We start from the raw sequence: 23,943 nt of genomic DNA on the forward strand, positions 1-23,943 counted from the left end.
CTTATTCATGGTTGAATTTATATCCGACGCCCCATACTGTTTTCAGAACAGAAGGGTTGGAAGGGTCTGCTTCGATTTTTTCTCTCAATCTTCGTATGTACACGGTAACCGTATTTTCATCTCCATATTCGGCATATCCCCAAATCGCGTCAAGTAACTGGGATTTGGAAAAAACTTGATTCTTATGGCTTGCCAGATAAAACAACAGCTCAAATTCCTTGGCGGAGAGAGAACTTCATCCCCATTGAGGGTAACCTTATAGGCTTTCTTGTCAATTTCCAGATTAGACAAACGCAGCAGGTGAGTGAGATCATGTTCTGTACTCAGACTGTCATATCGTCTAAAGTGGGCATTGATTCGGGCAAGTAATTCGCTCAGGGAAAAAGGTTTGGTCATATAGTCATCCGCTCCGAAATCCCAGGCCGAGCACCTTGTCCGTGTCACTTCCCCTTGCGCTCAAAATGAGAATAGGAATGTTGTTTCTCCGGCGAATTTCCCGGCATACATCAATTCCGTCCATATCCGGAAGCATGATGTCCAGAATAATATAGTCCGGCTGCAGAATGTCCATCATCTGCAACCCGTCCTGACCGTTACCGGCTACTGCTGCTTCATACTGGTTCTTGGTCAAATAGTCTCCTAAAATGCGTGAAATATCATGTTCATCCTCAATGATGAGAATTTTACGTTTAGATTCCATTGAAATCTCTCCAAATTGTAGATTAATAGATTATAAGATTGAGTATGTATGAATCTATAAGAATACTATATTTAACTATACAGGTTTGTGGTTGTAGCGTCATGTGAAGTAGGAGATTTTTTTGGAAGAAAGTAGCAGATGAGGAATCGGCTGCTTTCTTCCTGAAGTAAGGAGAGAATCCAGTCACAACTAACACTTATAAATGCTCCAGATCAATGGACTGATGGGCCTGGGATTTGAGATATTCAGCCGGAGACATCCCAAAATGAGACCGGAATACCCGGTGGAAATAGGAATAGCTTGCAAAGCCGCATGTTTCGGCAATATGCTCCAAGGTCATATCACTGTACTTCATACGCTCCAAGGCAGCGTTCAGCCGAATCTCAATCGCATACTGGATCATCGTTTGGCCGTAGTGCTCCTTGAACAATCGCACCGCACGAGACAGGCTTAGTCCTGCGTAGCGGGCGGCTTCTTCGAGTTTGAAGGTCACAGTGGCATGCTCTTCAATGAATCGTTTCAGCTTCAGCGTCGAAGAAACAGATCGATCCGTCTGAATATTCTCCTTGATGGCTCGATCGATATACAGGCACAAGCCCCGCAGCAGTGCGTCACTCAGTTCTATATTTTCCTCCAGTGGTCCACGACGTTTCTCCAGGAGCATGTTGCGCCAGAGGCTCACCAATTTATCATCCAGTCCGATGTGACTCACGGTGGACCGATGGTGACGCTTCCACCAGCTTTCAATCCACGTCCCTTCACAGAACAAATAATAGTCTCCGCTGGACAACCTGCCCTCCTTGTGAGGTTCTTCAACAACGAGATGATAGTCGTCCCCGGGTTTGAGCAGCAGTAAATCCCCGCCAATCATCTTATATTCTTCATCTTGTACATATACCTTGCAAGAGCCCTCGGTTTGCAGACGGAACAGATACGTTTGCAACTCGCCCTTCATATTGTGGTTAAACGCCTTATAGTGATAGGAATAGTCACAGATCAGTATTGAGGTTTCCAAAAGAAGTAATCCTCCAAATATAAAAATTTGATCAGATAGTTCATGTTCTGACGATATTGTATATGTTCATTCTAGCCTGTTTTGCGTTAGGATGATACCAGATAGAGCAATGAAAGCAAATTTGAGAGCAGAGGTGTATCTAATATGAAAAAACTTAATATTGGTTTGCAATTGTTTACGCTCCGTGATGAAACTGCAGCAGATTTCCGTGGAACTTTGCGTAAGGTAGCAGAGCTTGGTTATGGAGGTGTCGAATTCGCCGGATATGGCGACATTCCTGCCGAAGAAATGAAAGCGCTGTTGGATGAGCTTGGACTGAAAGGTTTCAGCAGCCACGTTTCATTACATGCGATGCGTGAAGATTTACAACAACAAATCGACTACCTCAAAACTATTGGTGCTCAATATATGATCTGCCCTTACTTGATGCCTGAAGATCGTCCAGAGAATGCAGAAGGCTGGACCAAACTGTTTAATGAATTGCAACAATATGGTGCAGAAGCGACCAAACAAGGTCTAATCTTCGGTTATCATAACCATGATTTCGAATTCCACGGTCAGGTTGGCGACGAAAATGCCTTTGATGCGATGTTTTCTCAAACGACACCTGAAGCGGTTCAAGTGGAAATGGACGTATGTTGGGTACAATTTGCCGGACAAAATCCGATTGAGTACATCAATAAATATGCAGGCCGCTTGCCGCTGCTTCACTTGAAAGACTTCAGCAAAGACGAACAGGGTCAGATGAAGACTTTGGAACTGGGACAAGGTTCGGTTAATCTGCCAGCTGTTATTGAAGCAGCTACAAGTGCAGGTGTAGAATGGCTGATCGTGGAACAGGACGTTTGCCAGAATCCACCGCTTGAAAGCGTAGCCAACAGCCATAACTGGTTGAAGCAGAATTACCTGAACCAATTCTAATTTATTTGTCAAAGGGGACATTTGTACATGAGTAAAATTAAAGTTGCTGTATTCGGCTGTGGAGCCATTGCCGAGCGCAGACATATTCCAGAATACGCTGCCAATGAGAACGTAGAACTTGTCGCTTTTGCCGATCCGATCGTGGAGCGTGCGGAGAAGATGGCCGAAACTTACGGAGGTAAAGCTTACTCCAGCTACGAAGAATTGCTTGCAAGCGAAGAAGTGGATGCAGTCAGCGTTTGTACGCCGAACTACCTGCATGCCTCAATGGCCATTGCTGCTGCGAATGCCGGTAAGCATGTATTGGTTGAAAAACCGATGGCGGTTACAACCGAAGAAGGCGAGCAAATGATCGAAGATGCCAAGAAAAACGGTGTGTATCTGATGGTTGGACACAACCAGCGTTTGATGCCTCCGCACATAAAAGCCAAAGAAATTTTGGATTCCGGCAAACTCGGCAAAGTTCTGAATTTCCGTACTTCCTTTGGTCATCCGGGTCCGGAAGGCTGGAGCGTAGACGGTGCAGAAAGCTGGTTCTTCCGTAAAGAAGAAGCGATTATGGGTGCCATGGGTGACCTGGGCGTGCACAAGTCGGACTTTATCCGTTATTTGCTGGATGATGAAGTGTCCGAAGTTGCTGGTTTCATCAGCACGCTGCATAAGGAAAACACCAAAGTGGACGATAACGCAACTTGCCTGCTGCGCATGAAGAGCGGTGCTATCGGTACGCTGGTTGCCAGCTGGACACAATACAGAGCAGGAGATAACAGTACGGTTCTGTGGTGTGAAAATGGTGTGATGAAGATCGGAACGGTTGAAGGCGACGAGGTTATTGTTGAACTGACTAACGGAACGGTTGAGACATACAAAGTCGGTGCGATGGCTACAAACGAGAAACAAGTACCAAGCGGCGTGATTGATGCTTTTGTAGAGTCAATTGTAACGCAAACCCCTCCAAGCATTTCCGGTGAAGAAGGTCTGCGTTCCCTGCAAGTCATTCTGGCAGCATTCGAATCCGAGAAGACAGGTCAGATTGTGAAGCTGTAATCGTTACGATATTATCGTCATTACTTTAAAAGTTTGACTATTTCATATTAAAAAGGGGCTTACCTTCAGAAAAATATTTCTGATAGGTAGTCTCTTTTTATTACTTTTTTCATGATAATCATATATGTAGAATACAAGGGACCGACCACTCCGCTATATTGCGGAATAGTCAGCCCCTTGACCTTTAAGGTTGAATCACAGCGCATATTTGAATTAAACGCTTGGTTTTACATTACTGCCTAGGTCCAGCCAATCCAGTTCCTCACGTGTCAATGTGATACGTGAACCTTCGTCACAGGACAGAAGCTCTTCCCGATTTTGAGCGCCAATCAGCGCACAGGTCGGAAATGGTTGGTTTAATACATAAGCAAGTGCAATCTGAATTGGTGTGGTATTTTTGGACTCGGCCAATTGTTCCGCCCGATGCAAACGTTCCCAGTTGCCGTCACTGTAAAATACACGAACCAGATCTTCATTATCCCGTACTTCAGGTGTGAATCGTCCGGTAAAGAAGCCACGAGCCTGAGATGACCAGGACAGCAAAGGAAGCTTGGTGCGCTCATGCCATGCCAGCGTTTCTTCGTCTGCCGATACACAGCCTGCCCAGAACGGTTCGTTTGCTTTGGCAAGACTGAGATTCGGGCTGCTGAATGTGAAACCTTTCAGACCATTAGCGGCTGCATATGCGTTAGCTTCCTCCAGCCGCTGCCAGGTCCAGTTGGAGGCGCCGATCGCGCCGATTTTACCGGATTCAATATGTTCGTTCAGCGCTTCAAGGATCACACCAACGGGGATGTTTGGATCATCCCGATGCAGGGCATAGAGCTCCACATGTTCGGTTTGAAGCCGTTCCAGACTGGTAAGAAGATCGCTGCGGATAGCATCAGCGTTAACACGTGGACCCTTCTGATCGTGATGTGCACCTTTGGTCAAAATAACGATCTCGTTACGGTTACCCCGTTCCTGCATATAACGTCCGAGCACTTCTTCACTCTGCCCGCCACAATAAATATGCGCGGAATCAACGGTATTACCGCCAATCGCCAGGAATGCATCCATGTTCGTAGCTGCTTTCTCATAGGAATCATTGTAAAAATAATCGGTTCCTTTAATCAATCGGGAGATCGGTTTCCCTGCACCAGCAATTTCAATGTATTCCATAATTCAGTTCATCCCCTTTTCTTATAGTGTGATTCGTGTACGTTCTTCTGCCGAGCGAAGACAAGCTTCGAGTACTTTCATATTGGCTACAGCATCGGATGGAGCGAAGCGCAGAGCCTTACCTTGAAGCACAGCTCGTGCCATGTCGTCCCCTGAAGGGAGTAGTGGTTTACCTGTGGGACTTCAATTTCTTTACGCTCGCCGTCAACAATTACGAAGAAGTTGGAGCCGCGGTCTGGATTGCTGATATAAGCAGATGGTACCTCGATGATGCCATCTGAACCAAGCACCTCCAGTGTGTTGCGGAAGGCAGCCCACATGCTGCTATCAAAGGTGACGCCAATATGATTGTCGAATTCAAGCAAGCCGGATGCCATCATATCCACATGACCATGCTCGGGAGAAAACATGCCAATGACGGTCGCGGCCGAAGGCTCCTGACCAAGCAGCAACCGTGCTGCACTGATGGAATAGCAACCGATGTCATACAGAGCACCGCCGCCCCAATCACGCCGGAAACGGACATTGCCCGTCGAGCCGGAACTGTTGAACGAAAATGTACTATGAATGCCGCGGACTTCACCAATTTCTCCGCTGGCGATAATATCCTTAATCTGATCATAACGTGGATGGTGTCGGTACATGAGTGCCTCGGAGAGATGAACACCGGCGTCTTCGCAGGCTTGCACCATCTCCTGAGCTTCCTGCTCCGTCAGGGCAAGGGGCTTTTCACACAAAATATGTTTACCAGCTTCAGCGGCACGGAGTGTCCACTCCCGGTGCAGATGGTTCGGAAGCGGAATATAGACCGCATCAATGGAATCGTCAGCAAGCAAAGCTTCATAGCTGCCATAAGCTTGAGAAATGCCGAGTTGGTCAGCGGTTTGTTTCGCTTTTTCTTCATCCCGGCTGGCAATGGCGGTCACTTCATTCAACTCGGATTGCTGCAAACCTGGAATAACGGATCGTACGGCAATGCTAGCGCTACCAAGAATTCCCCAGCGCAATTTTCGATCTGAATTCATTTGTTGTTTCCTCCTATGAATGAATGTATATTGTGATTATATGTAATAGATGAATGAATGAAAATGATAATATATTGAAGTGAGTTAACACAATATTGTTTAGAAAAGAGAATAGGCCATGATGAGACAGACGGTACTGCTAACCTTGCAGGATATTCCCTATTTTTGTTATCCAGAGTCCGTTGGACTTTATGTCGACCACCCCGAGCACACTGTGTTACGGGAGGCTGGCGCACTGAACAACTTCAATATTCACTATGTGGCTGCGGGCAAGGGGTACGTGGAAGTGGATGGGGTAGTGCATGAGCTTCGTGCGGGTCAGGCTGTACTGTATTTCCCGCAACAGCGGCAGCATTACTACAGTAGTGAGGATGATCCATGGGATGTGCGATGGGTTCATTTTTACGGTGAACGTCTGCATGATTATATGATTGAGCGGGGGTTGCATCGCAATCTGTTGTGGACGCTGCGGCAGCAGGCTCCATGGGAAGAAGCACATATGGCTCTACTGAATGAAGCTGAGCAGAACCGGATGCTGCGTCCTGCCCAACTATCTACCCTGACCTACGCTGTGTTGGCCGAGTTCGTACAGCATGCTGTTCCACTGAAAAGCACACGCACAAGCAAGGCTGAAAGTCGTATCCTTGGACTGCTTCCACAGATGCAGCAGGAGGCATGCCAACCGTTTTTGTTGCAGGATTGGGCGGATATGGCGGGTGTGAGTTCGTATTACTTTTGCAAAATGTTTAAGAGTGCTGTGGAGATGACCCCGATGGAATTTATAACCCGTTCGCGGTTACAGATGGCAAAGCAGTGGCTGCTGGAACGGCCTACGGCCAACATTGGACAGATCGCTGAGGAGGCGGGGTATCCCAATGCCAGTTATTTTAACCGCCAGTTCTTAGCCCATGAAGGCATGACTCCAACGGATTATCGCGGGCTTTATCACATTTAGATGTTATGATGTTCATTTATTTGATTATGCGGGAACTTACGACGTTTGACAGAGCGTTCAATCAAGTCTATTATAGATAAATTAAATCCGTATATAATGAGGTGCCCTCATGAAATATTCGAAAGCTACAAACTATGCCCTGCATACCATGCTTTTCCTGGTTGCGACCGAACCGGAACAACTGGTCAGTGTACATCAGTTAGCTGAGATGCAGAAAGTATCTCCAACCTACTTATCTAAAATATTGACCAAGCTGGTCAAAGCCGGCATGATCGAATCGACTTCGGGTGCCAATGGTGGTTATCGGCTTAGCCGGAAGAATCCGGACCCTTCTTTTCTGGAGATTATCCATGCGATTGAAGGACAGGCTTCCCTGTTCGAATGCTCGCAGGATCATAACGAAGGCTGCCTGATTCAGCAGGTGATGGTTCGTGCGGAAGAAGAGATGGAGAGTTATTTACACAATAAAAAAATGTCTGAGCTGGCTGCCCAGATGAAAGCTGCACATTCCGTATAATATATTTGCTTACATCTTAGATTTCTGGAGGGACAACACATGAGCCAAACAACCATCACAGGACTGGAACAACTGCTTGCACTGGAAAACATTCGGAACACCAAAGCGCGTTATTGCCGTTATATTGATACGAAGCAGTGGGATACGTTGGGTGAGGTGTTTGCTCCGGATGCCGTAGCTGATTTCAGTACAGAAGGCAATCCAATACCGGTATTAACCGGCCGTGACACCATCGTTCAAGTATTCCGGGATCTGGTGGATGTTGCCGTAACTGTGCATCACGTACATAGCGCCGAAGTTGAATTTGTATCCGAGAATGAAGCCAAAGTCATCTCCCCAATGGAAGATTGGGTGACATTCCCCGAAGGCAATGACAATAAATCCTTTCACGGATTTGGACACTATCATGAGACTTTTGTCAAAATGAATGGTCAATGGCTCATCCAGCATACCAGCCTGAAGCGTCTTCGTCTGGATCTGTTTGAATAATGATTGTATTCATATAAGCATATTAAAACGATAATAACGAAAGCCCCAGGAGCGCAAATGCTGCGTCCTTGGGGCTTTGCTTTGTTTCAAGCCTTTCCGTTAGCTTTATTCGCGGCAACAGTTCGTAGAGGGAAAGACTGAAATTCCGGGATTCATCGGGAGCATCTTCTCCAATCGGTCGATGTGCAATTTCCCGTTCTCCAAATTAACGCCATCCAACTCGTCAATGTGGTCCGAAATCCAATGTAATCTTTGAAGAAGTGATTCAGTCCGTTCTTCAAGATATTCCTTCGCGGACAAGCTAACGGCAAGCTTTGTAGTGTTAGGATCGCTTACCTTTTCTTCCGGAACCAATTTAACCGGCTTCGAAGGGTCACGGCGAATCCTTGATTCCGACACGGCCCACTCAAAAAAACGTTTCAGGGTATTAAGCCGCCGGTTTCAATTCCATTATTTTTTGTGCTGCTTCCCGATATCGCGTTAATGTTGGAGTAGCCACATCTTCAATTCGAAATATAATCTCTTCCTCTTGGTGGTCGGCGGTCTCAAACCAGCCGATGAAATGTTTTAGATCGCTTGCATACTCTTTTAGTGTTTTGGGATTCAAATCTTCGTGGGTCGTGAGAGCATAAATGAAGTCCTGAATCGTTTGCTCGCCCCATTCTGAAATCCTGATCGCCTCTCTCATATCAGACAGAGCATCAAGCTCAATAAAAGCAGGCAGAGATATTTCCACTGGCTTCAGTCCTCTAAAGGAAGCTGGCCTTGTTCAAAACTTGTCGCCTATAAGTTGAGACATTTCCTGCTGACTTGGCTCAAACATCAGGGCATCGATGACGCAATCATACAACCCTATTCCGGACATGAAAGCCGGAAGTATTGGAAATCTATTCAAAGCTTGCAATCACCGATGCCCAGCAGGAATATAACGAGGTCATTAATAAATTTCCCATTTGATTACATCTACTTTGCCCTAGGTGACAGCTACGCTGGTACTACCCCTATACAGCCAATACAATCCTCCAAGCGAAACCAAGATTTGGACGGATACGATTCCACAAGATGCGAACAGTTCCAATTATACGCTTGGAAAAGTCCCCTATGATCTGTTTTTGTTGGATAATCGCCATCTTGAGGGAGAAGCAAATCAATGGGTTAGAGAAAAACTACCGTTGCTGAGCCTTGGGGCTCAACTCATCCCCGGCCACCCCGTATACCCCGTATACTTTGATACCTCCCTGCTGGAGCAGTTCGACATTATGTTCCACATTCGTAAAACAAACCCGTCCCACATCAAGTAAAGGTAGGACGACAATCCCTTCCTGGGCAATCTGGAAGGGGGGTGTTCAGTTTAGTTTCGGCATGCCCCGTGGACATGATCATGATCTTACCTGCCGGAAATGTCATATGACATTTTTACACTGGTACTGTTGACGGAAGATGCCGTACGCTGAGGATATTATACAGAGAGGAGCGGTGAACCTTATGAAATCAGGTTTCATCCAGAATGGTTATTTTTTATTATTAACTTTCGTTACAGGATTGTTTTACTTTTGTTTTTACATGGTTGCTCTGTCATTCAGTTTAAGTCTTTCCTTTACGGTCATCGGCATTCCACTAGTTACACACGTATTGCGAACGACGGCAACCTTCATCCAATTCGAGCGCACGCAGACGAAAATTTATACCGACATTACGACGGACGTTTACGACAGAAATGGAGCAACGGGCTCATCCGTTTGGGCGCAAGCCAAAGCAGAGCTTAGGGATGGCCGCAACTGGTCCGCCGTCTTTTGGTTAATGCAGAAGTTCGCGATCGGACTCATCAGTCTCGTCAGTGTAGCCATTTTCTATGTAGCACCACTTGCACTCCTGTTGGCGCCGCTGTTGTATCGTTACATTGATATGAATTTCATTTTCATGCAGGTAGATACGTTGGCGAAAGCACTCATTATGATGGTTGTGGGACTGATGCTTGCCGCAGTAAGTTTCATGCTGTCAGGTCGGTTGGCAAAAATAATGGGAGGTTATACGCGCTTCATGATTCGGCAGTTGAACCGATAGCTGTTTTTACCCGGCCTTCGTGCAGGTGCCACACCGCAAACAGCAAAAATGTGCACGGCATGAAGGTTTGGTCTATAATACTGTGGAAACAAAACAGAAAACGGCTTAGGGGTTGATCGACATTGTTGGAGATGGTTAAGCAGTGGGTTTGGTATGATTGGATTATGCTGGCGCTCCGCCTTATAGTTAGCATTTCGCTCATCCTCACGACGAGTATAAATGTTCAGGAAAGTTTAACGTTGCCTCTATGGAGCGTTATTTTTTGGGAGCTTGCCGCTCTCTCCATTCCGTGGTTTTGTTTGATGTTCAACTACAAGTATTACTTGCTCACGGAAATACTGCTATTTGGCGGGCTATGTATCTATTTAACCTCATTGTTTCCGGAAGCTTACCTTACCTATCTTATATCGGCGTTTCTTATTGCCGCGAACAGCGCCCATAGGTCCTATCGTTGGATGGCCCCAGCAACGGTCCTTGTGATACCTGGCATTTTCTATGTGATTGCGCCAAGCAACAGCTATTGGCTTATGGTCACCTACTATGGGCTTGCTTATGTGATGGGATTCGCTTTTCATTTGTTGATTGTTAATTATCGGCAAAATGAAACGATCCGCAAGCAAAATGCGGTGCTTGAGCAATACATGTCCCAAATCGAGCGCATTACACTGGCAGAAGAACGAAACAGACTGTCGAGGGAACTTCACGATACAGTCGGCCATGCCTATACGTCCATCATTATGGGGATGGAAACGTTACGCCCCGAGCTGGCTACCGAAACGGGGATACAGCGGCTGGATGACTTGCTTGAGTTGGGCCGCAAAAGCATCGAGGAAGTGAGGGGCTACTTGCATCAAATGGAGTCTCCTCAGCAGTTGCTTTCCCTGGTCCAGTCTCTGCAAAAGCTTGCCGATGAATTTCGGGAGCATGCCCAGGTCGATGTAAGCTTTCGGGCGTTTGGAGAGGAGTACCTACTGTCCCACCAAGCGAAGATGGCGTTCATTCGCTGCTTGCAGGAGTCGCTTACGAATGCGGTTCGTCACGGCCAAGCGACGGAAATTACCGTTTCTCTGCACTTCGAGCAGCAATATACGAGGCTAGAGGTGCAGGACAACGGAAGTGGGCTGGAGGAATGGCGGGAGGGTTTCGGCATGAACGCGATGAAGGAACGGGCGATGAATTTGCAAGGTCAAGTGTCCGTCTATACAAAGCCAGGGGACGGGACGCTTGTCATCTGCACTTTGCCGCGACAAGCGGAAATGGCCGACGAGCTTATTCGCTTGTTGATCGTTGATGACCAGCCGTTTATTCGGGAAAGTCTGCGGACGCTGCTCGACAGTTACCCAGATTTGAACGTAGCCGATTTGGCTGAGGATGGCAAACAAGCCGTCGAGCTGTGCGGACGCCATCAGCCCCACGTAGTGCTTATGGATTTGGATATGCCGGATATGGGCGGAGCCGAGGCAACTAAAATGATCAAGCAGCAATGGCCGCATATCCGCGTATTGATTTTTACGACGTTTCAGGATACGGAGCAAGCGTTGGACTTGCTACGAGGCGGCGCGGACGGCTTCCTGCTGAAATCGGCCGAACCGCTCGAGTTGGCCGATACGATTCGGCTTATTCATCGGGGAGGCACATTAATCGATCAGAGGATGTCCCATAAAATATTCGATAACCTCGATGGTAGCATCGAATCGCCGCAATCGAAAGCCGCCGCCGACTATGGCCTGACGGCCAGGGAAATAGAAATATTGCAGTTTGTTGCCAAAGGGCTCCGGTACAAGACGATAGCGTCCAAGCTGTATTTGTCGGACGGCACGGTCCGAAACTACGCCTCCTCGGCCTATTTAAAGCTAGGAGTGCGTAACAAGGAAGAAGCCGTCCAGAAAGCGTTAGAAATCGGGATAGTCGAATAGTGAAAAGGTAACCATAGGAGAAGCAGACTGCACTGGTTATGAATGGATGCGACATGCCAATCCGGTAACGATCGGGGAACTGGAAAAAGCGTTAGCTCAATTGCAATCGAAACAGTCGCCGAAGCAGCAGGGACGAAATGGCGATCTTTTTAACGAGGTCATACACCATGAACACCAACATCAAAATCCCCCGGAATTAAACTAAGAAGCGCCTCCTTTGGCGGAATTGTATTAAGGGGGCGTCACTTGCAAATCAAAGCCTGTTGGGGGATTTTTTTTCGTATGTAAATAATTCGGAAATGGTAACACTACGATATCCCCTTTCCACAAGCCCGGGCAATAGTTCTTTAAGGGGTATCTCCAACAAAACGCGGAAAACGTACGCTAAGGCATAATTATTTGGTACAGCCGCTATACGCGTTAAAACAGGTCACATTTGAAAAACTAAATATCAGAGTGTGACCTGTTTTTTGTTTCACCTGTTTTATTATCAAACTAAGTATTGAGTAGAAGGAAATCTCGTTACCAACATCCGTCTTATTCGAGTAACGTAACGTGTTTCGGTTATACGGATGTTAAAATAAAGTTTTCGAGGCCTCGGCTGTAAACGGCACTAACTCTTTCACACGCCCGTTACGTATCTTCTCTGCCCAAGCTGGATCAACCAGTAAAGCCCGACCCACCGCTACCAAATCGAATTCTTCCCGTTCAAGCCTCTCGATCAATCCTTCGATATTGACATTTTGAGCTCCTTTCCCTTCTGCAAAAAAACTAATAAACTCTGCATCAAGACCGACCGCCCCGACCGTAAATCGTTGGTTTACCCGTCAGTTTCTTTGCCCAACCTGCAAGATTGAGAGAGGAGCCTTCGAATTCTGGTTCCCGGAAACGGTGGGATGAACAATGGAATATATCGACTCCAGCTTCGGAATTACGTCCGTTCCGGTGACGTATCCATTGTCGGTAGCCGTCAACTGGAGAAGCTGCTGCGTGGACAGATCAATACAAAGGTCATTCAGGAGAACTACGATGATGTATTGCGGCTTGCGCATTCCATCCGGGAAGGAACGGTTTCGGCATCACTGATTATGGGGAAACTCGGATCTTATGCTCGCCAGAACAGTTTGGCAACTGCATCCGTGAAATGGGACGAATCGAGAAAAATATCTTTATTATGGATTACATTTCAAGTGAAACACTACGGCGGAAGATCAATCGGGGGTTGAACAAAGGAGAAGCCATGAATGCATTGGCCAGAGCAATCTTTTTTGGCAAACACGGCGAGCTGCGAGAACGTGCTCTGCAAGATCAGCTCCAGCGAGCCAGCGCATTAAATATCCTCATCAATGCAATTAGTGTATGGAATACTACAGTCATCACCTGCAGAATAAAAACACAAGCCGGATTTCCTTAGCGTACGGAATTTCCGGCTTGTTTGAATAAATTTTCGCTTAGCGTACGTTTTCCGCGTTTTGTTGGCGGGACCCGTATAGGCAGGAAGATTTCTCGCTCCCCACTTTGGCAATATTTTACAGCTTGCGGGGCATTCCTCCTTGACCGTTGCTCGACGAGCGTGAAAGGCGAAGATCGACCTGATCAGCTCTCAGCCTCCAGAAGAACTCCAGAAGCGCCGAAGAGGCCCAAGCACGTTCGAGTGTCATTCGATCGTACTCGGGCCTAAGAAGATATTCCTTAATTGGGATCAGGCAGCGCTGTTCGTGCCTTCCGTAATCGGGGGCCGCATTCTTTGAATCAAGCACATAAAGATGCCTCCCACGAGTAACATCACCGCGACAATCCAAGTATAGTACAGAGCCGCGCTTCCTTTATAATCGGTTAAGAGGAACGAGAAATCAAAGAGAATATTCGTTATTCCATGGGCTACAACAGCAGGCCATACGGAGCCTGTCTTCAGAGTCAACCATGCGAATGTGAACGACATGCCGATGCATGCTAGCGGCATCAAGACAAGTGCCCCTAGCAACGGCGCGCCATTAAAGGTAGCTCCCGTAAGGGTAACCCCGAAATGCCAGTATCCCCATACGATGCCCAGAATCACAATCCCTTTCACGGAACCGAATGAAGCGATCATCCGGCTTTGCGCATACCCTCTCCAGCCCAACTCTTCGCCAAGCGCGAACAGGCAAGATTTAGCTACGACCACGAGGATCGTGACGAGGAGATTCAGCGTGAAGCTGTCCGTCATAGCCATAAGCTTGTAATCTCCCCATCTGACGCTGCCCTCGAATAATAGAGCCGAGCCTGCGATGGTAATGACAAACGTTAGGATGGGAATTGCAGCTGCCATAATCAAATCATAGGGGCGGCATAATCGTAAACCAAGCGTTCCGGGCCGCGGCGTCTTGCCGAGCAAGGTGAATACCACGGCAGCTATGCCTGGCACCCACATCATTAAGAGGATATTTTCGGGGGTGTAAGCCGCCCTGATCACCGCTTGCATAATGAAAGTAATCCCAAGCGTTATCCCCAGATAATAGACAATCGTTCGTTTAAGCGGCATCATTATAGCCTCCTAATCCTAAGAGTAATGTACAGAAAGAAAGTTCCAATAGAACAAGTAAGCCGTATAAAGGAGCGTAAGCGCGGCGATCCCAACGTTTACAGTCTTCCATCGGTCAAGCTCCTTGGCAGTAAAGACTCGAATCAAGAAATAAACAGCTGCGGCCGACGACATAAGAGGCATAGAAGCGACGACGACCTGATAGAACTGCGAGTATCCGTATAAAATCTCTCCATTCCCATACATGAACTGGACAATGAAGAATATGCTCTGAAGGAGAGCGATGATTGGAATGACGACAGAGATGCTGTGCGATTGCTTCCGCCATTTCCGTATTGCGTACCTCACGATCCATAGGAGCGGAATAAGCGTGAACAAAACGCCGGGTACCACATACAGCGCCAACAAGACGGATCCCGACTCAAAGGAAGCCGTGCGCGGGATTGAGAAGTACATCGGCCCTGTTAGCGTCCATCTCCCCTGTTCTTTATGAAAGTACAGCTGTTCCTCCCCGCCGACTTCTTGGAAGAACCTTTCATCTACTTGGGTAAACTCTTTCCTGAGCATCTGTTGCCCGTCGTTCTGGAATAAGCCGGTCACCACTAATGTTCGATCGTCTTTTGCTTCAACCGTATAGGGTACGCTGCCTAGCAAGCGAAGCCCCTTGGCCCAGCCATGCTCCGCTGCCAAGTGCAGCTCGTATCGTCCTTCCAGTTCCTTGATCGCACTCCCTGAACTTTCAAAGGGAGGAAGCGGATTGCGGTCTACTTTCGAGTCGATCGTTTGGGATATGGCATGAACGACTTTCCCGTGCATTTCCATCCCGCTATCTCCAGTGTTGGCGGTAATGAAGATACCGATCGAATGGGAAGGAATGAGCACCATTTTCGAATTAAATCCGTCAATTCCTCCATTCGCCCACAAGTAGGGAACTCCATTCACCGTCTCTGATCGAAAAAAACCATACCCAATCCCGTACATGCGTTCATGAGAAGAGAACTCCTTCGCATGCATCATCTGAACCGTCTCCGGTTTAAGCAAGGACTGACCGTGGAAATAGCCTTTGGACAAATGCGCGATCATGTAGGGGGCGAAGTCATTCGGCGTCATATTGACGGCTCCTGCCCCGGGAAAATGAATTCCCGAATAAGGAACCACGTGATAACCGTTATCCGTATAAGTATAGCTCTTGGCCAACTTGGTCCGATCCTGCGGGAGATTCAAGTTCGCGCTGCTCATGCCGAGTGGCTGGAACAAGCGTTCCCGCATGTAATCATTCAAGGGAAGTCCGGATACTTGTTCAATCACACTTCCCACAAGCCCTATCCCGGCATTGCTGTATAGGAATTTACTTCCGGGGGCAAACACCGTCGGCTGCCTCTCCAAATACGTCCGAACCGTATCCGTCGACCATTGCGGGGTCAATCCTTGGCGATTATCTCTTTCATACGTGATTACATCCAGACCTGCCGTATGCGTAAGCAGGTGATGGAGTGTAATTGGGCCGTAATTTCCATTAACCTGGTAATCCTTCAGGGCTGCATTGATATCGTCATGCAACGAGAGCTTTCCCTCCTCGACCAGTTGCATAGCCGCCGTAGCGGTGAGGGATTTGGTTAAGGAACCTAGCCGAAACAGCGTGCTTTCCGGGTTAACGGGCACTTGTTGTTCCAGATCGGCGAAGCCATACCCTTTGCTATACATGATGTGTTCTCCTTGTGTAATGACAACCGCTGCGCCGGGAATATGAAGCTTGCTCATTTCCTCCTTCATGAGAGGATCAATCAATTGTTCCAACACTTCTGTGGAGAACGGCGAAGCCTCATTCGCATTAGTCTGTGGCATGCATAATAGGAATAACAAGCAAGAAGTTAGTAGAGCAGCCAACCATTTCCGTGTATCCGACATATTCATCATCTTCACCTTTCGTTTTTGAGCGATGGATTTCGCCAGGTTGTAGCGATAAGGTTGAGTATGAGGTCGAACTTGTCATTTTGGGAAGTTATATACTGTCATCGTATTCGTGACATCGCTTCATGGGGGCACATGCTATAACGGTTGACAGCTAAATCCGGAAATGAGGTGTTCATCCTTATGACAATAGCCAACCGATGGGCATGGTTCGATTGGGCAATTTTCACGATCCGCTTCATGTGGTGGATCACGATTGTCATCGGGCTTGTTCGATATCACGATCGTTTGCCGTACCCTGTAATGGCGATGCTATTCCTTTCGGTTCTTGCGTTTGTTATTCCTTATTGGTTTTACCGGTATTCCACCGGCGCTTATTTGATTGCTGAGATCGCGCTGAGCGGGAGCCTTTACATTGCTGTAAACTACTATTTTGAAGCGACCCAATGCAGTTTGTGATTGTCGCCTTTGCGTGGGATTCCATAGCAAGGAACGAAAATACCGTTGGGCGGGGCCTGCTACGATTCTTCTTGTTCCCTTTCTCGCATGGAATACCGCTCGTTTTGATTTCGATGGCATCGCTTTTCAAGCCATCTCGTACCATTTGGGAATGTACGGATGCGGTTTCGGTTTTCAATTGTTGGTTCGTATGCAAAAGCAGAGCCTGATTATTAAGGAACAGAACCAAATTTTGGAGCAATATGCGAGTCGAGTGGAGCAAATAACGCTGCTTAAGGAGAGAGACAAGATATCCAGAGAGCTGCACGACACGATCAGACAGACAATGACATCGCTAATTATGGGCATGGAGACGCTTCGGTCTCGCTTGCCCGATACCGAAGTAAATCGACTGGACACTCTGCTTCACATGGCGCGCCGCGGTTTGAATGAAACCGGGGGGATCGTTCACAATTGGGCGCAAACCACCGGGGAATCGTTAACGACCTTGGAGCCCTCGTTTCGCGAATTGATCGAGCAATTTCAGCAGTCAACAGGGTGATCGTCAAGCTTTGCATCTACGGCAAGGAATATGAATTAAGTCGGTCCCGGAAACTGCCCCTGTATCGTTGCTTGCAGGAAGCGCTGACCAATGCCGTGCGCCACAGCAGTGCTTCACTTATACAGGTGGAATTGTACTTTGAAGAAGCCCAAATCCGAATGCAGGTTGAAGATAACGGGAATGGAAACAAGGATATTGAATTCGGATTCGGGTTGCAATCGATGAAAGAGCGGCTTGAAGCCCTAGATGGACATTTATCTCTTCATTGTCTGGATGAAGGAGGTGTAGCGGTTATTTGCTGCCTGCCTCATCAGGCGGTTCTTCTACAAGCAGCAAGCATTCGCATACTTCTCGTTGACGATCAGCCGATCATCAGAGAAAACTTGCATTTACAACAACAGCAGGATATGCAAGTCGTTGGGCTCGCCGGAAACGGGCAGGAAGCGCTCGACATGATTCCAAACGTGAATCCCGATGTGGTGCTGCTGGACTTCCGAATGCCTGTATTGGACGGACCGAGTACGCTGCGAGCGATACGTGAACGATGTCCCGCCTTACGCGTCATTATGGTGACAACTATTGAAGAGGCTTCGCAGGCCACCGATACGCTCAAGAACGGTGCCAACGGTTACTTGTTGAAATCCGTTTCCCCTATTGAGTTAGTGGAGGCGATAAGGGTCGTCCACCAAAGGGAAACGCTGATTACCCGGTCCATCGCAGATGTCCTCTTCAAAGAGATGAAATTGCAGCAGGAAGAACTGGATGGACTGCGTAAATTGCAAGGGCGCGTGTGCCCTTACGGGTTGACGGAGCGTGAGCGGGGAATTCTGGCATCCCTAGTGAAGGGGCTTCGCATAAAAGCGATTGCGGAAAAATATTTCTTTCCGAAGGTACCGTTCGTAATTGCACTACAATAATTTATGCCCAGCTGGGTGTGAATAACCGGGAAGACGCGGTAAGGAAAGCGCAGGAGGAAGGACTTGTCGTTTAGGCGGGCCATACAAATGAAGTGAATTTGAACGGCATCATGATCTACCCGGCTTCAGATAAGGTGGATCGTGATGTCGTTTTTACGCTATCCAATAAATCTGCCCAAACGGGTGATCCGCGATGTACCGCCATTTGCGGGGTAGCGACTTTCCACGATCGCTTTCCAAAAGACGAAACCAGTTCCGGCCCTCGAAGACGAGTGAAAACAGAATTTTTGAAACACGGCCAAGCTGGAATAACCGAATGATTTGGAAATACCAGCCTTACGTAGCAAATGGCCTACTTGCAGGGTGGAAAACACGGCTAAAAAGCGACTTTTCGCCTGTTCAGACAAGGAATTAGGGTGTACCATAGGAGTTACGCATCTTTTTTTGTTTGCATGGTTGCTGGACACTTCCATGATATCAAACAAGAAGGGTGTTTTTCTGTCAAGAGCGGACTTTTTATGTCATCGAATCCTGCAGTACAAATTGATGGTGCCGATTTTCAAGCTGAGAAAGTTGAGTTACTATAAACCATATAAATCTCAGGGAAGAACTTTATATGTGCAGCAGACTTCTTTTATTTGTGGTAACGGTAGAGCAACGAAAATACGACGCGTCGGCCTTGCTATTAAGCTAAAGGGCACAATTAAAGCAGTGCCGTAATCTAGGTCTTTCGAGTTCCCTAGTCCGTCACTGCTTTTTTACGAGTCTAATTCAGTTTGTTGGGTGATCATGTCGTTTGAGCTTAGAATAAGGAGAAACGCCAGGGATCAGAAGGAATCCCTGGCTTTACATATGAAGAATCTGCTAAAAGATGCTTGTGAAACTGACTCATATTACGCGGACATTCTTTTCCGTGATTGCATTCTCAGATACACTTGGGAGAAAACAATAGATGCCAGAGCAACCACGGTCATGCCCCAGAAAATGTTGGTGTAAGCTGATGATAATGGCATTTGCTGCATTGCAGTCAATGCTACACCAGTTACCGCAACGCTAAATGCACCGCTGAAGAACTGGCTAAGCTGGAACAGTCCCATGCCAGCACCGACCTGATCCATCGTCAGATTGCCTGACAATTCATTGGATACGCTGGTTGTCAGTGCAGAGAAGCCTACGCTAAGCAGAATATACACGGCCATAATGGCATAGATACTATCGTCTGCAAATAGAGCAAACAGTCCTGCAGCAGCGAGCAGCAACCATGGTGCGAACTTGAGCAGTTGTGTATTGCCATGCCGGTCAATCATGCGGCCGATCCGATTGGATAACAGCATGGATACAATTGCACCCGGGAAGATGACGAGCCCGGATTGGGCCGGAGTGAGGGCATACAGGTGTGCCAGAATCTGTGGCAGCAGGAACAGCGTTGAGAAGTTGTTAATATACGATACAATCCCCAGTGAGCTGAGCATCATATATTTTTTGTTTTTGAACAGGGCCGGTTGAACAAAGGGATCAGCCGCACGGCGAATACGCAACCAGAACAGAACCAGTGCAGCCGCACCAATAACGAGGGTTAACCATTCACGCGAAGTCAGGAATAGCAGGATACCGGTTGTTCCGATGGCCAGTAACAGCGCGCCGAGCAAGTCGAATGAACCCTTTTGCGGTTTCTCACTTGGAAGCAGCCTGAAAAATACAGGGATCAGAAACAAGGTTAGTCCGGTAACGATAAACAAATCATGCCATCCGAGAAATTGTGTAATACTGCCCCCGATCACAGGTCCGAGTCCAAGACCCAGTGAGCTGGCAGACATGACAACAGCCATGGATTTACCCCGGCGGTCACTTGGAATGTAACGAGTAATAAGCACGATGGCGAGCCCCGGTACAGAAGCTGCACCCGCAGCCTGAATCAGACGTGCAATGAGCAGGAAGATAAAATGGTTACTGAAGAAGCCAAGGACGGATGCCGCACCAAGCAAGGTAAGACCGGTCGTAAACAGGGTGCGAATTGGTACAAAATCCGATAGACGTGAGAACGTAATTGAGGAAATAGCAAAAACGATGGAATAACCGGTGACAATCCAGGAAGAAGAGACAGATGAAAGCATAAATTCGGCTGCAATTTTGGGCAATGCCAGATTGAACATCATCGTGTTCATAACGACAAGTACAACCGTGAAGCCCAGCAGACCTACGATTAAGCCTTCCTGTATTCCTGCTGTCCGTTCCCCAGATGATGCAGCTGCGGTGTTGTTCATAAAAACCTCCCAGATTAATGTGTATTTCGCAACATTTCAGAAACGGAGTGTAACATTTGCAAAATGGGGTATGTGTGAGTCCCATGCCTGACAGCAAGGGATACATAAACGAAATAAGTTTATAAGTTCGATTGGTATCGAACATTAGAAATATATCATGGAACTGTGTTAAAATACAATGGATAGTCTGAAAAAAAGGAGACTACAACGATGAAGATTTTACACCATCCCCAAGTGGAGGATATTGAACTTTCCTCCGTATTGTACGCTTTAAGTGATCCCATCCGTCTAGGGATTGTAACAGAAGCAGCCAGAAATGGTGAGCAGCCATGCAGTCATTTTCGTGCACCTGTTGTGAAATCCACGATGTCACACCATATTCGGACCCTGCGGGAAGCCGGAGTCATTCGAGTGAGAGTGCAAGGTACACAGCATTTCCTGACGCTAAGATCCGAGGATCTGGAAGTGCGTTTTCCTGGTCTGTTGCAGCCGTTGTTACAAGCGGCAGCTCAGTCTGAAATACATGAATCCTAAAAAATGTCCTTTCTTCAAGTTGAAGAGGGGACATTTTTTATATGTGGCATGTTCCATACTGCTGCGACATTCTATGTCGTACCACTTCCTCTATAATAACGGTGAACACACAAACCATATCGAAAAGAGGTTCACATACGTTGGCAAAAACAAAAAGAGGACGCGTCCTGTGGAATCTACCATCCCGAGGAAGAGGAACATGCCCGGTGTGCAGCAGCACCCGGATTAAATTGTTATATTCGCAAACCAAAACAGATGGTACGAGTCTGAAAGTATGCAAGAAATGCTCCAAAGCTGTGCAGTCCAGAGTGGACAAGGTAACCGTATAATATAACAGGCCTGTTCTTCGGAACGGGCCATGTCTTTTGGTATAATACAATTACGAAATACGGAATGAGATAGGGGGCGGGGAAATGAGCAATATGCATCGTATTCACTGGTTTGACGAGCAGATTCGGAGTGGACGTTTTCCGAACAGCAGCTGGCTTGCACGTGAATTTGAAATATCCCGGCGTCAGGCCCAGCGTGATATTGAATATATGGCGATTTCTCTGCGCGCCCCCCTGGTGTATATCGCAAAATATCGGGGTATTGTTACGAGGATCAGACCTACCGACTGCCCCATTTATATATGACGCAAGAAGAGCAGCGGGTGCTTAAATATCTGGCACATCGTTATCGGCATTACAATTATGATCAGTCGGATGCGGTGAAACGTGTGGCACATTTGCTGGAGCGTTTTACACTCGAGGAACAGCAGACGGAGAGCAGTCAGCTTCCTGTGTTTAAAGCAGATCCGCAGCAGCTTCAGTTCTTTGAGATTTTGTCCCATGCGATTGTCGAATCCCGCCAAGTACATATCCATTACAGAGATCATGCCGGAGAACGGCAATTTACCTGGTGTCCATTGAAGATGCTGTCCCAGTTCAACGCCGATTACGTGGTTGGTTATGAAATGGACCCTTTACAGCAAACGGCCATCCGGCTGGAGGGCATGATTCATGTGCAGATGACGAACGAGACGTTTCAGTGTCAGACAGACGGGTTGCTGGGTTCATGGGAAGAGGCGCTGCCTGTCCGTAAACCGTTTGTCGCTGAGATAAGATTGAGAGAAGTGCGGCAAACAGAGCAGTGGCATGGATATCGGATTCGAGAGAAGCAAGGTCAGGTTCACTGGATTGAATTTTATGATACGGATGCTTTCCTACAGCATTTGTTCATTAGCGAGTGGGAGGAACTGTTGTCTCCAACGTGGCTTAGACGAAAGTTTCAGCAAAGTGCTGAAGGAATAATCGACAGGCTTGCAATAAGCGCAAGGCAAACGTGAATTAGAACAACCATGGAGAGGGGATTTTTTTTGACTGAAGTTGTGTTAGACAACCTGATCATGAAGCGGGAGTCCAAATCGTATGTGGATAGCCTGCACGCTGTATTGACCCATGCGGGTCTGTTTCAGGGTTCTAAATATGGGCTCGCTGGATATACGGGGATGGCATTCAAACTTTCGGTACACCGCAGATTGCTGCATTTGTCGGTTACAGCCTACGGTCAATGGGGCGAATCCCATCGCCAAGGAATCGATAATTTGGGATTATTCACGATTAGTGATGGAGGACGGACACGTCATCCCACCTTCGAGTATTACCAGCAGGATGCGGTGAATTGGGTGAAGCGCAGTCTGGATGGGGGCATCGGGGTGATCTACTGGATTCCGGAATTTGGTGTCATTCACGGGTATGATGACAGTGATCGCATCTTTTATGTGCAAGACGGCTGGAGCAAGGAACCTCAGATTTTGCTGTATGACAATTTCGGACTAAACTTCACCGGGTTCTGGTATTGTCAGGTTTTTGGTGAACAGGTACATATCCCCGAACAACAGATGCTGCTGGAATCTTTGAGATTGGCGATTGAGGATTGGGATATACCTTTCAGGCTGCTGCCTGATCAGAATATCGCTTCGGCAGACTGGCGTATGATGTGTGGGTGCAAGCCCTTCGAAGTGGAGATTACGATGAATCGGGTGCTGCTTATATTTTGGAATCCTATTGCCAGTCCCGAACTGAAATTCAGATGTACTTGCAGAATGCGCGCGGAATATGGACTGAACTGGACCAGGCCTATGCATGCTATGAACAGCTTGGAGCATTGATTATACAGATGAAGGGATACATGATTCAGGGGCATAACAGATGGATCATGCAGGCAGACGCCACAGAGAAGCTGGCACAGGCTTTATTGGAAGCGAAGACATTGGAAGACCAGGCTGTTGATTATTTTCGCTTGATCTCCCTAAAGTATCCTGACCGTAAACGGTCTACTGTGCCCCGGTGGGGTGCACACTCGGCAAGGTAGGAAGGGAGGAGTAGAGGATGGGGAGCAAAATACTGCCGGATTGGATTCATTTTATACAGAGCAGCAATTCTGCACGTGAACACATATCATGGAACGGAGCGGGCTCCTATATAGATGCGATGTACCGGATTCTGATGCATAAACAGTGGACGGATTTACCGCGTCACATGATTGCGGGGATGACCACAAGTGTGTTTCGATTAGTAGTAGATCGGGGTCTAACGACAGAATCGATTTCGGCATACAACTGGATGGCTGAGAATTTTGTAGCTGCGGATTTCATTGGCGTCACGACCGGACAACACGGGGGCTTTTCGTTCGAGCTGACCTTTCCGCTCTATCAGAAGCAGGCCCTGCTGGATATCAAAGCTTCCATTGACCGGGGGTCGGGGCCATTCTATGGCATGATCAGTTTGTCATTTGCACGGGGTATGATGATGGGGAGCAGGTACTGTTTATCTGTGAAAGTAAAGGAAATGAAATTGTTCGTCTGCCCTATGATTCTTTTGGTCGGAACAGTACACCATACTGGTACTATCAGGTGCTTGAATCTCATACAACCGTAGACGTATGGGAAGTGTGCAAAGAATCATTAATTCAGGCTGTATACAAATGGGAGACCCATGATTAT

The 23,943-nt window shown here is 47.5% G+C and carries 23 protein-coding genes and 7 pseudogenes; 19 read left to right on the top strand and 11 right to left on the bottom strand.

Going from position 1 to position 23,943, the window contains the following annotated elements:
* Position 1 precedes the first annotated feature (1 nt).
* Positions 2–700 (bottom strand): annotated as a pseudogene (locus tag ACTWJ7_RS06690) (response regulator transcription factor).
* 196 nt (positions 701–896) lie between these two features.
* Positions 897–1,715: a helix-turn-helix domain-containing protein gene (locus ACTWJ7_RS06695; RefSeq protein WP_079350174.1), complete on the bottom strand. Its 819-nt coding sequence runs from the start codon at positions 1,713–1,715 to the stop codon at positions 897–899.
* 144 nt (positions 1,716–1,859) lie between these two features.
* Between ACTWJ7_RS06695 and ACTWJ7_RS06700 the strand changes: the two genes are divergently transcribed.
* Together ACTWJ7_RS06700 and ACTWJ7_RS06705 are read left to right on the top strand one after the other, a co-directional pair.
* A complete protein-coding gene (locus ACTWJ7_RS06700; protein ID WP_301879905.1) occupies positions 1,860–2,636 on the top strand; it encodes a sugar phosphate isomerase/epimerase family protein in 777 nt (258 codons plus the stop codon).
* Positions 2,637–2,663: 27 nt separating this feature from the next.
* Complete coding sequence (locus ACTWJ7_RS06705; RefSeq protein ID WP_301879904.1) at positions 2,664–3,683, top strand: Gfo/Idh/MocA family protein; 1,020 nt, start codon at positions 2,664–2,666, stop codon at positions 3,681–3,683.
* Positions 3,684–3,896: 213 nt separating this feature from the next.
* On the opposite strand, the gene ACTWJ7_RS06710 is transcribed toward ACTWJ7_RS06705, so the two are convergent.
* Both ACTWJ7_RS06710 and ACTWJ7_RS06715 read right to left on the bottom strand, forming a co-directional pair.
* Complete coding sequence (locus ACTWJ7_RS06710) at positions 3,897–4,844, bottom strand: aldo/keto reductase (RefSeq protein ID WP_301879902.1); 948 nt, start codon at positions 4,842–4,844, stop codon at positions 3,897–3,899.
* A gap of 21 nt (positions 4,845–4,865) precedes the next feature.
* Positions 4,866–5,869: pseudogene (locus ACTWJ7_RS06715) on the bottom strand (Gfo/Idh/MocA family protein).
* Positions 5,870–5,987: 118 nt separating this feature from the next.
* Here ACTWJ7_RS06715 and ACTWJ7_RS06720 point away from each other — a divergent pair.
* From ACTWJ7_RS06720 to ACTWJ7_RS06730, 3 genes are all read left to right on the top strand, one after another.
* Positions 5,988–6,824, top strand: a complete 837-nt coding sequence (locus tag ACTWJ7_RS06720) for an AraC family transcriptional regulator (protein ID WP_301879899.1) — start codon at positions 5,988–5,990, stop codon at positions 6,822–6,824.
* A gap of 109 nt (positions 6,825–6,933) precedes the next feature.
* Positions 6,934–7,341, top strand: coding sequence for an Rrf2 family transcriptional regulator (locus tag ACTWJ7_RS06725; protein WP_076291179.1), 408 nt, complete (start codon positions 6,934–6,936; stop codon positions 7,339–7,341).
* A 39-nt stretch (positions 7,342–7,380) separates the two neighbouring features.
* Positions 7,381–7,830: a nuclear transport factor 2 family protein gene (locus tag ACTWJ7_RS06730; RefSeq protein WP_301879894.1), complete on the top strand. Its 450-nt coding sequence runs from the start codon at positions 7,381–7,383 to the stop codon at positions 7,828–7,830.
* Positions 7,831–7,918: 88 nt separating this feature from the next.
* Here the strand turns inward: ACTWJ7_RS06730 and ACTWJ7_RS06735 are convergent.
* Both ACTWJ7_RS06735 and ACTWJ7_RS06740 read right to left on the bottom strand, forming a co-directional pair.
* A pseudogene (locus tag ACTWJ7_RS06735) lies at positions 7,919–8,160 on the bottom strand (hypothetical protein); the annotation flags it as partial.
* A gap of 97 nt (positions 8,161–8,257) precedes the next feature.
* Positions 8,258–8,566, bottom strand: a complete 309-nt coding sequence (locus ACTWJ7_RS06740) for a hypothetical protein (protein ID WP_301879891.1) — start codon at positions 8,564–8,566, stop codon at positions 8,258–8,260.
* Positions 8,567–8,831: 265 nt separating this feature from the next.
* On the opposite strand from ACTWJ7_RS06740, the pseudogene ACTWJ7_RS06745 reads away from it, so the two are divergent.
* The 3 genes and pseudogenes from ACTWJ7_RS06745 to ACTWJ7_RS06755 all read left to right on the top strand — a co-directional run.
* Positions 8,832–9,131, top strand: a pseudogene (locus tag ACTWJ7_RS06745) (erythromycin esterase family protein); the annotation flags it as partial.
* A 184-nt stretch (positions 9,132–9,315) separates the two neighbouring features.
* On the top strand, positions 9,316–9,894 hold the full coding sequence (locus ACTWJ7_RS06750) for a sensor domain-containing protein (RefSeq protein ID WP_301879890.1): 579 nt from the start codon (positions 9,316–9,318) through the stop codon (positions 9,892–9,894).
* A gap of 122 nt (positions 9,895–10,016) precedes the next feature.
* Positions 10,017–11,810, top strand: coding sequence for a helix-turn-helix transcriptional regulator (locus ACTWJ7_RS06755; RefSeq protein WP_179132855.1), 1,794 nt, complete (start codon positions 10,017–10,019; stop codon positions 11,808–11,810).
* A gap of 575 nt (positions 11,811–12,385) precedes the next feature.
* Here the strand turns inward: ACTWJ7_RS06755 and ACTWJ7_RS06760 are convergent.
* Positions 12,386–12,737, bottom strand: a pseudogene (locus ACTWJ7_RS06760) (FMN reductase); the annotation flags it as partial.
* 44 nt (positions 12,738–12,781) lie between these two features.
* On the opposite strand from ACTWJ7_RS06760, the pseudogene ACTWJ7_RS06765 reads away from it, so the two are divergent.
* A pseudogene (locus tag ACTWJ7_RS06765) lies at positions 12,782–13,203 on the top strand (Tn3 family transposase); the annotation flags it as partial.
* Positions 13,204–13,512: 309 nt separating this feature from the next.
* On the opposite strand, the gene ACTWJ7_RS06770 reads toward ACTWJ7_RS06765, so the two are convergent.
* Positions 13,513–14,334, bottom strand: coding sequence for a CPBP family intramembrane glutamic endopeptidase (locus ACTWJ7_RS06770; protein WP_079350166.1), 822 nt, complete (start codon positions 14,332–14,334; stop codon positions 13,513–13,515).
* Between the two features lie 15 nt (positions 14,335–14,349).
* Positions 14,350–16,239, bottom strand: coding sequence for a serine hydrolase domain-containing protein (locus ACTWJ7_RS06775; protein ID WP_443145223.1), 1,890 nt, complete (start codon positions 16,237–16,239; stop codon positions 14,350–14,352).
* Positions 16,240–16,425: 186 nt separating this feature from the next.
* Between ACTWJ7_RS06775 and ACTWJ7_RS06780 the strand changes: the two genes are divergently transcribed.
* The 3 genes from ACTWJ7_RS06780 to ACTWJ7_RS06790 are packed head-to-tail and all read left to right on the top strand — an operon-like array spanning position 16,426 to position 18,159.
* Positions 16,426–16,701 carry a hypothetical protein gene (locus ACTWJ7_RS06780; RefSeq protein WP_443145224.1) on the top strand — a complete coding sequence of 92 codons (276 nt, stop codon included), beginning with the start codon at positions 16,426–16,428 and terminating at the stop codon, positions 16,699–16,701.
* Positions 16,702–16,714: 13 nt separating this feature from the next.
* The gene (locus tag ACTWJ7_RS06785) at positions 16,715–17,242 is read left to right on the top strand and encodes a sensor histidine kinase (protein WP_443145225.1); all 528 of its coding nucleotides are present in this window, start codon (positions 16,715–16,717) and stop codon (positions 17,240–17,242) included.
* Positions 17,239–18,159 (top strand): ATP-binding response regulator, encoded by a 921-nt coding sequence (locus ACTWJ7_RS06790; protein WP_443145226.1) that lies wholly within the window; start codon positions 17,239–17,241, stop codon positions 18,157–18,159. Before ACTWJ7_RS06785 ends, ACTWJ7_RS06790 begins: the two co-directional genes overlap by 4 nt.
* 204 nt (positions 18,160–18,363) lie before the next feature.
* Here the strand turns inward: ACTWJ7_RS06790 and ACTWJ7_RS06795 are convergent.
* Positions 18,364–18,584, bottom strand: a pseudogene (locus tag ACTWJ7_RS06795) (IS4 family transposase); the annotation flags it as partial.
* Positions 18,585–19,052: 468 nt separating this feature from the next.
* The gene (locus ACTWJ7_RS06800; RefSeq protein ID WP_443145227.1) at positions 19,053–20,423 is read right to left on the bottom strand and encodes an MFS transporter; all 1,371 of its coding nucleotides are present in this window, start codon (positions 20,421–20,423) and stop codon (positions 19,053–19,055) included.
* 210 nt (positions 20,424–20,633) lie between these two features.
* Here ACTWJ7_RS06800 and ACTWJ7_RS06805 point away from each other — a divergent pair, with 210 nt between their 5' ends.
* The 7 genes from ACTWJ7_RS06805 (at position 20,634) to ACTWJ7_RS06835 (ending at position 23,878) form a co-directional block, all read left to right on the top strand.
* On the top strand, positions 20,634–20,957 hold the full coding sequence (locus tag ACTWJ7_RS06805; protein ID WP_079350162.1) for an ArsR/SmtB family transcription factor: 324 nt from the start codon (positions 20,634–20,636) through the stop codon (positions 20,955–20,957).
* Between the two features lie 140 nt (positions 20,958–21,097).
* Positions 21,098–21,286, top strand: coding sequence for a hypothetical protein (locus tag ACTWJ7_RS06810; RefSeq protein WP_072735590.1), 189 nt, complete (start codon positions 21,098–21,100; stop codon positions 21,284–21,286).
* 84 nt (positions 21,287–21,370) lie between these two features.
* Positions 21,371–21,592: a hypothetical protein gene (locus tag ACTWJ7_RS06815; protein WP_443145228.1), complete on the top strand. Its 222-nt coding sequence runs from the start codon at positions 21,371–21,373 to the stop codon at positions 21,590–21,592.
* 17 nt (positions 21,593–21,609) lie between these two features.
* Positions 21,610–22,284 carry a WYL domain-containing protein gene (locus tag ACTWJ7_RS06820; RefSeq protein WP_443145229.1) on the top strand — a complete coding sequence of 225 codons (675 nt, stop codon included), beginning with the start codon at positions 21,610–21,612 and terminating at the stop codon, positions 22,282–22,284.
* Positions 22,285–22,314: 30 nt separating this feature from the next.
* Entirely contained in the window at positions 22,315–23,109 is a 795-nt protein-coding gene (locus ACTWJ7_RS06825; RefSeq protein ID WP_443145230.1) for a hypothetical protein, read from the top strand.
* An 8-nt stretch (positions 23,110–23,117) separates the two neighbouring features.
* The gene (locus tag ACTWJ7_RS06830) at positions 23,118–23,312 is read left to right on the top strand and encodes a hypothetical protein (protein WP_443145231.1); all 195 of its coding nucleotides are present in this window, start codon (positions 23,118–23,120) and stop codon (positions 23,310–23,312) included.
* 17 nt (positions 23,313–23,329) lie between these two features.
* Positions 23,330–23,878 carry a hypothetical protein gene (locus tag ACTWJ7_RS06835; RefSeq protein ID WP_443145232.1) on the top strand — a complete coding sequence of 183 codons (549 nt, stop codon included), beginning with the start codon at positions 23,330–23,332 and terminating at the stop codon, positions 23,876–23,878.
* Positions 23,879–23,943 lie beyond the last annotated feature (65 nt).

The organism is Paenibacillus sp. 1A_MP2 (assembly GCF_052244825.1).
Classification (GTDB): domain Bacteria; phylum Bacillota; class Bacilli; order Paenibacillales; family Paenibacillaceae; genus Paenibacillus; species Paenibacillus vandeheii.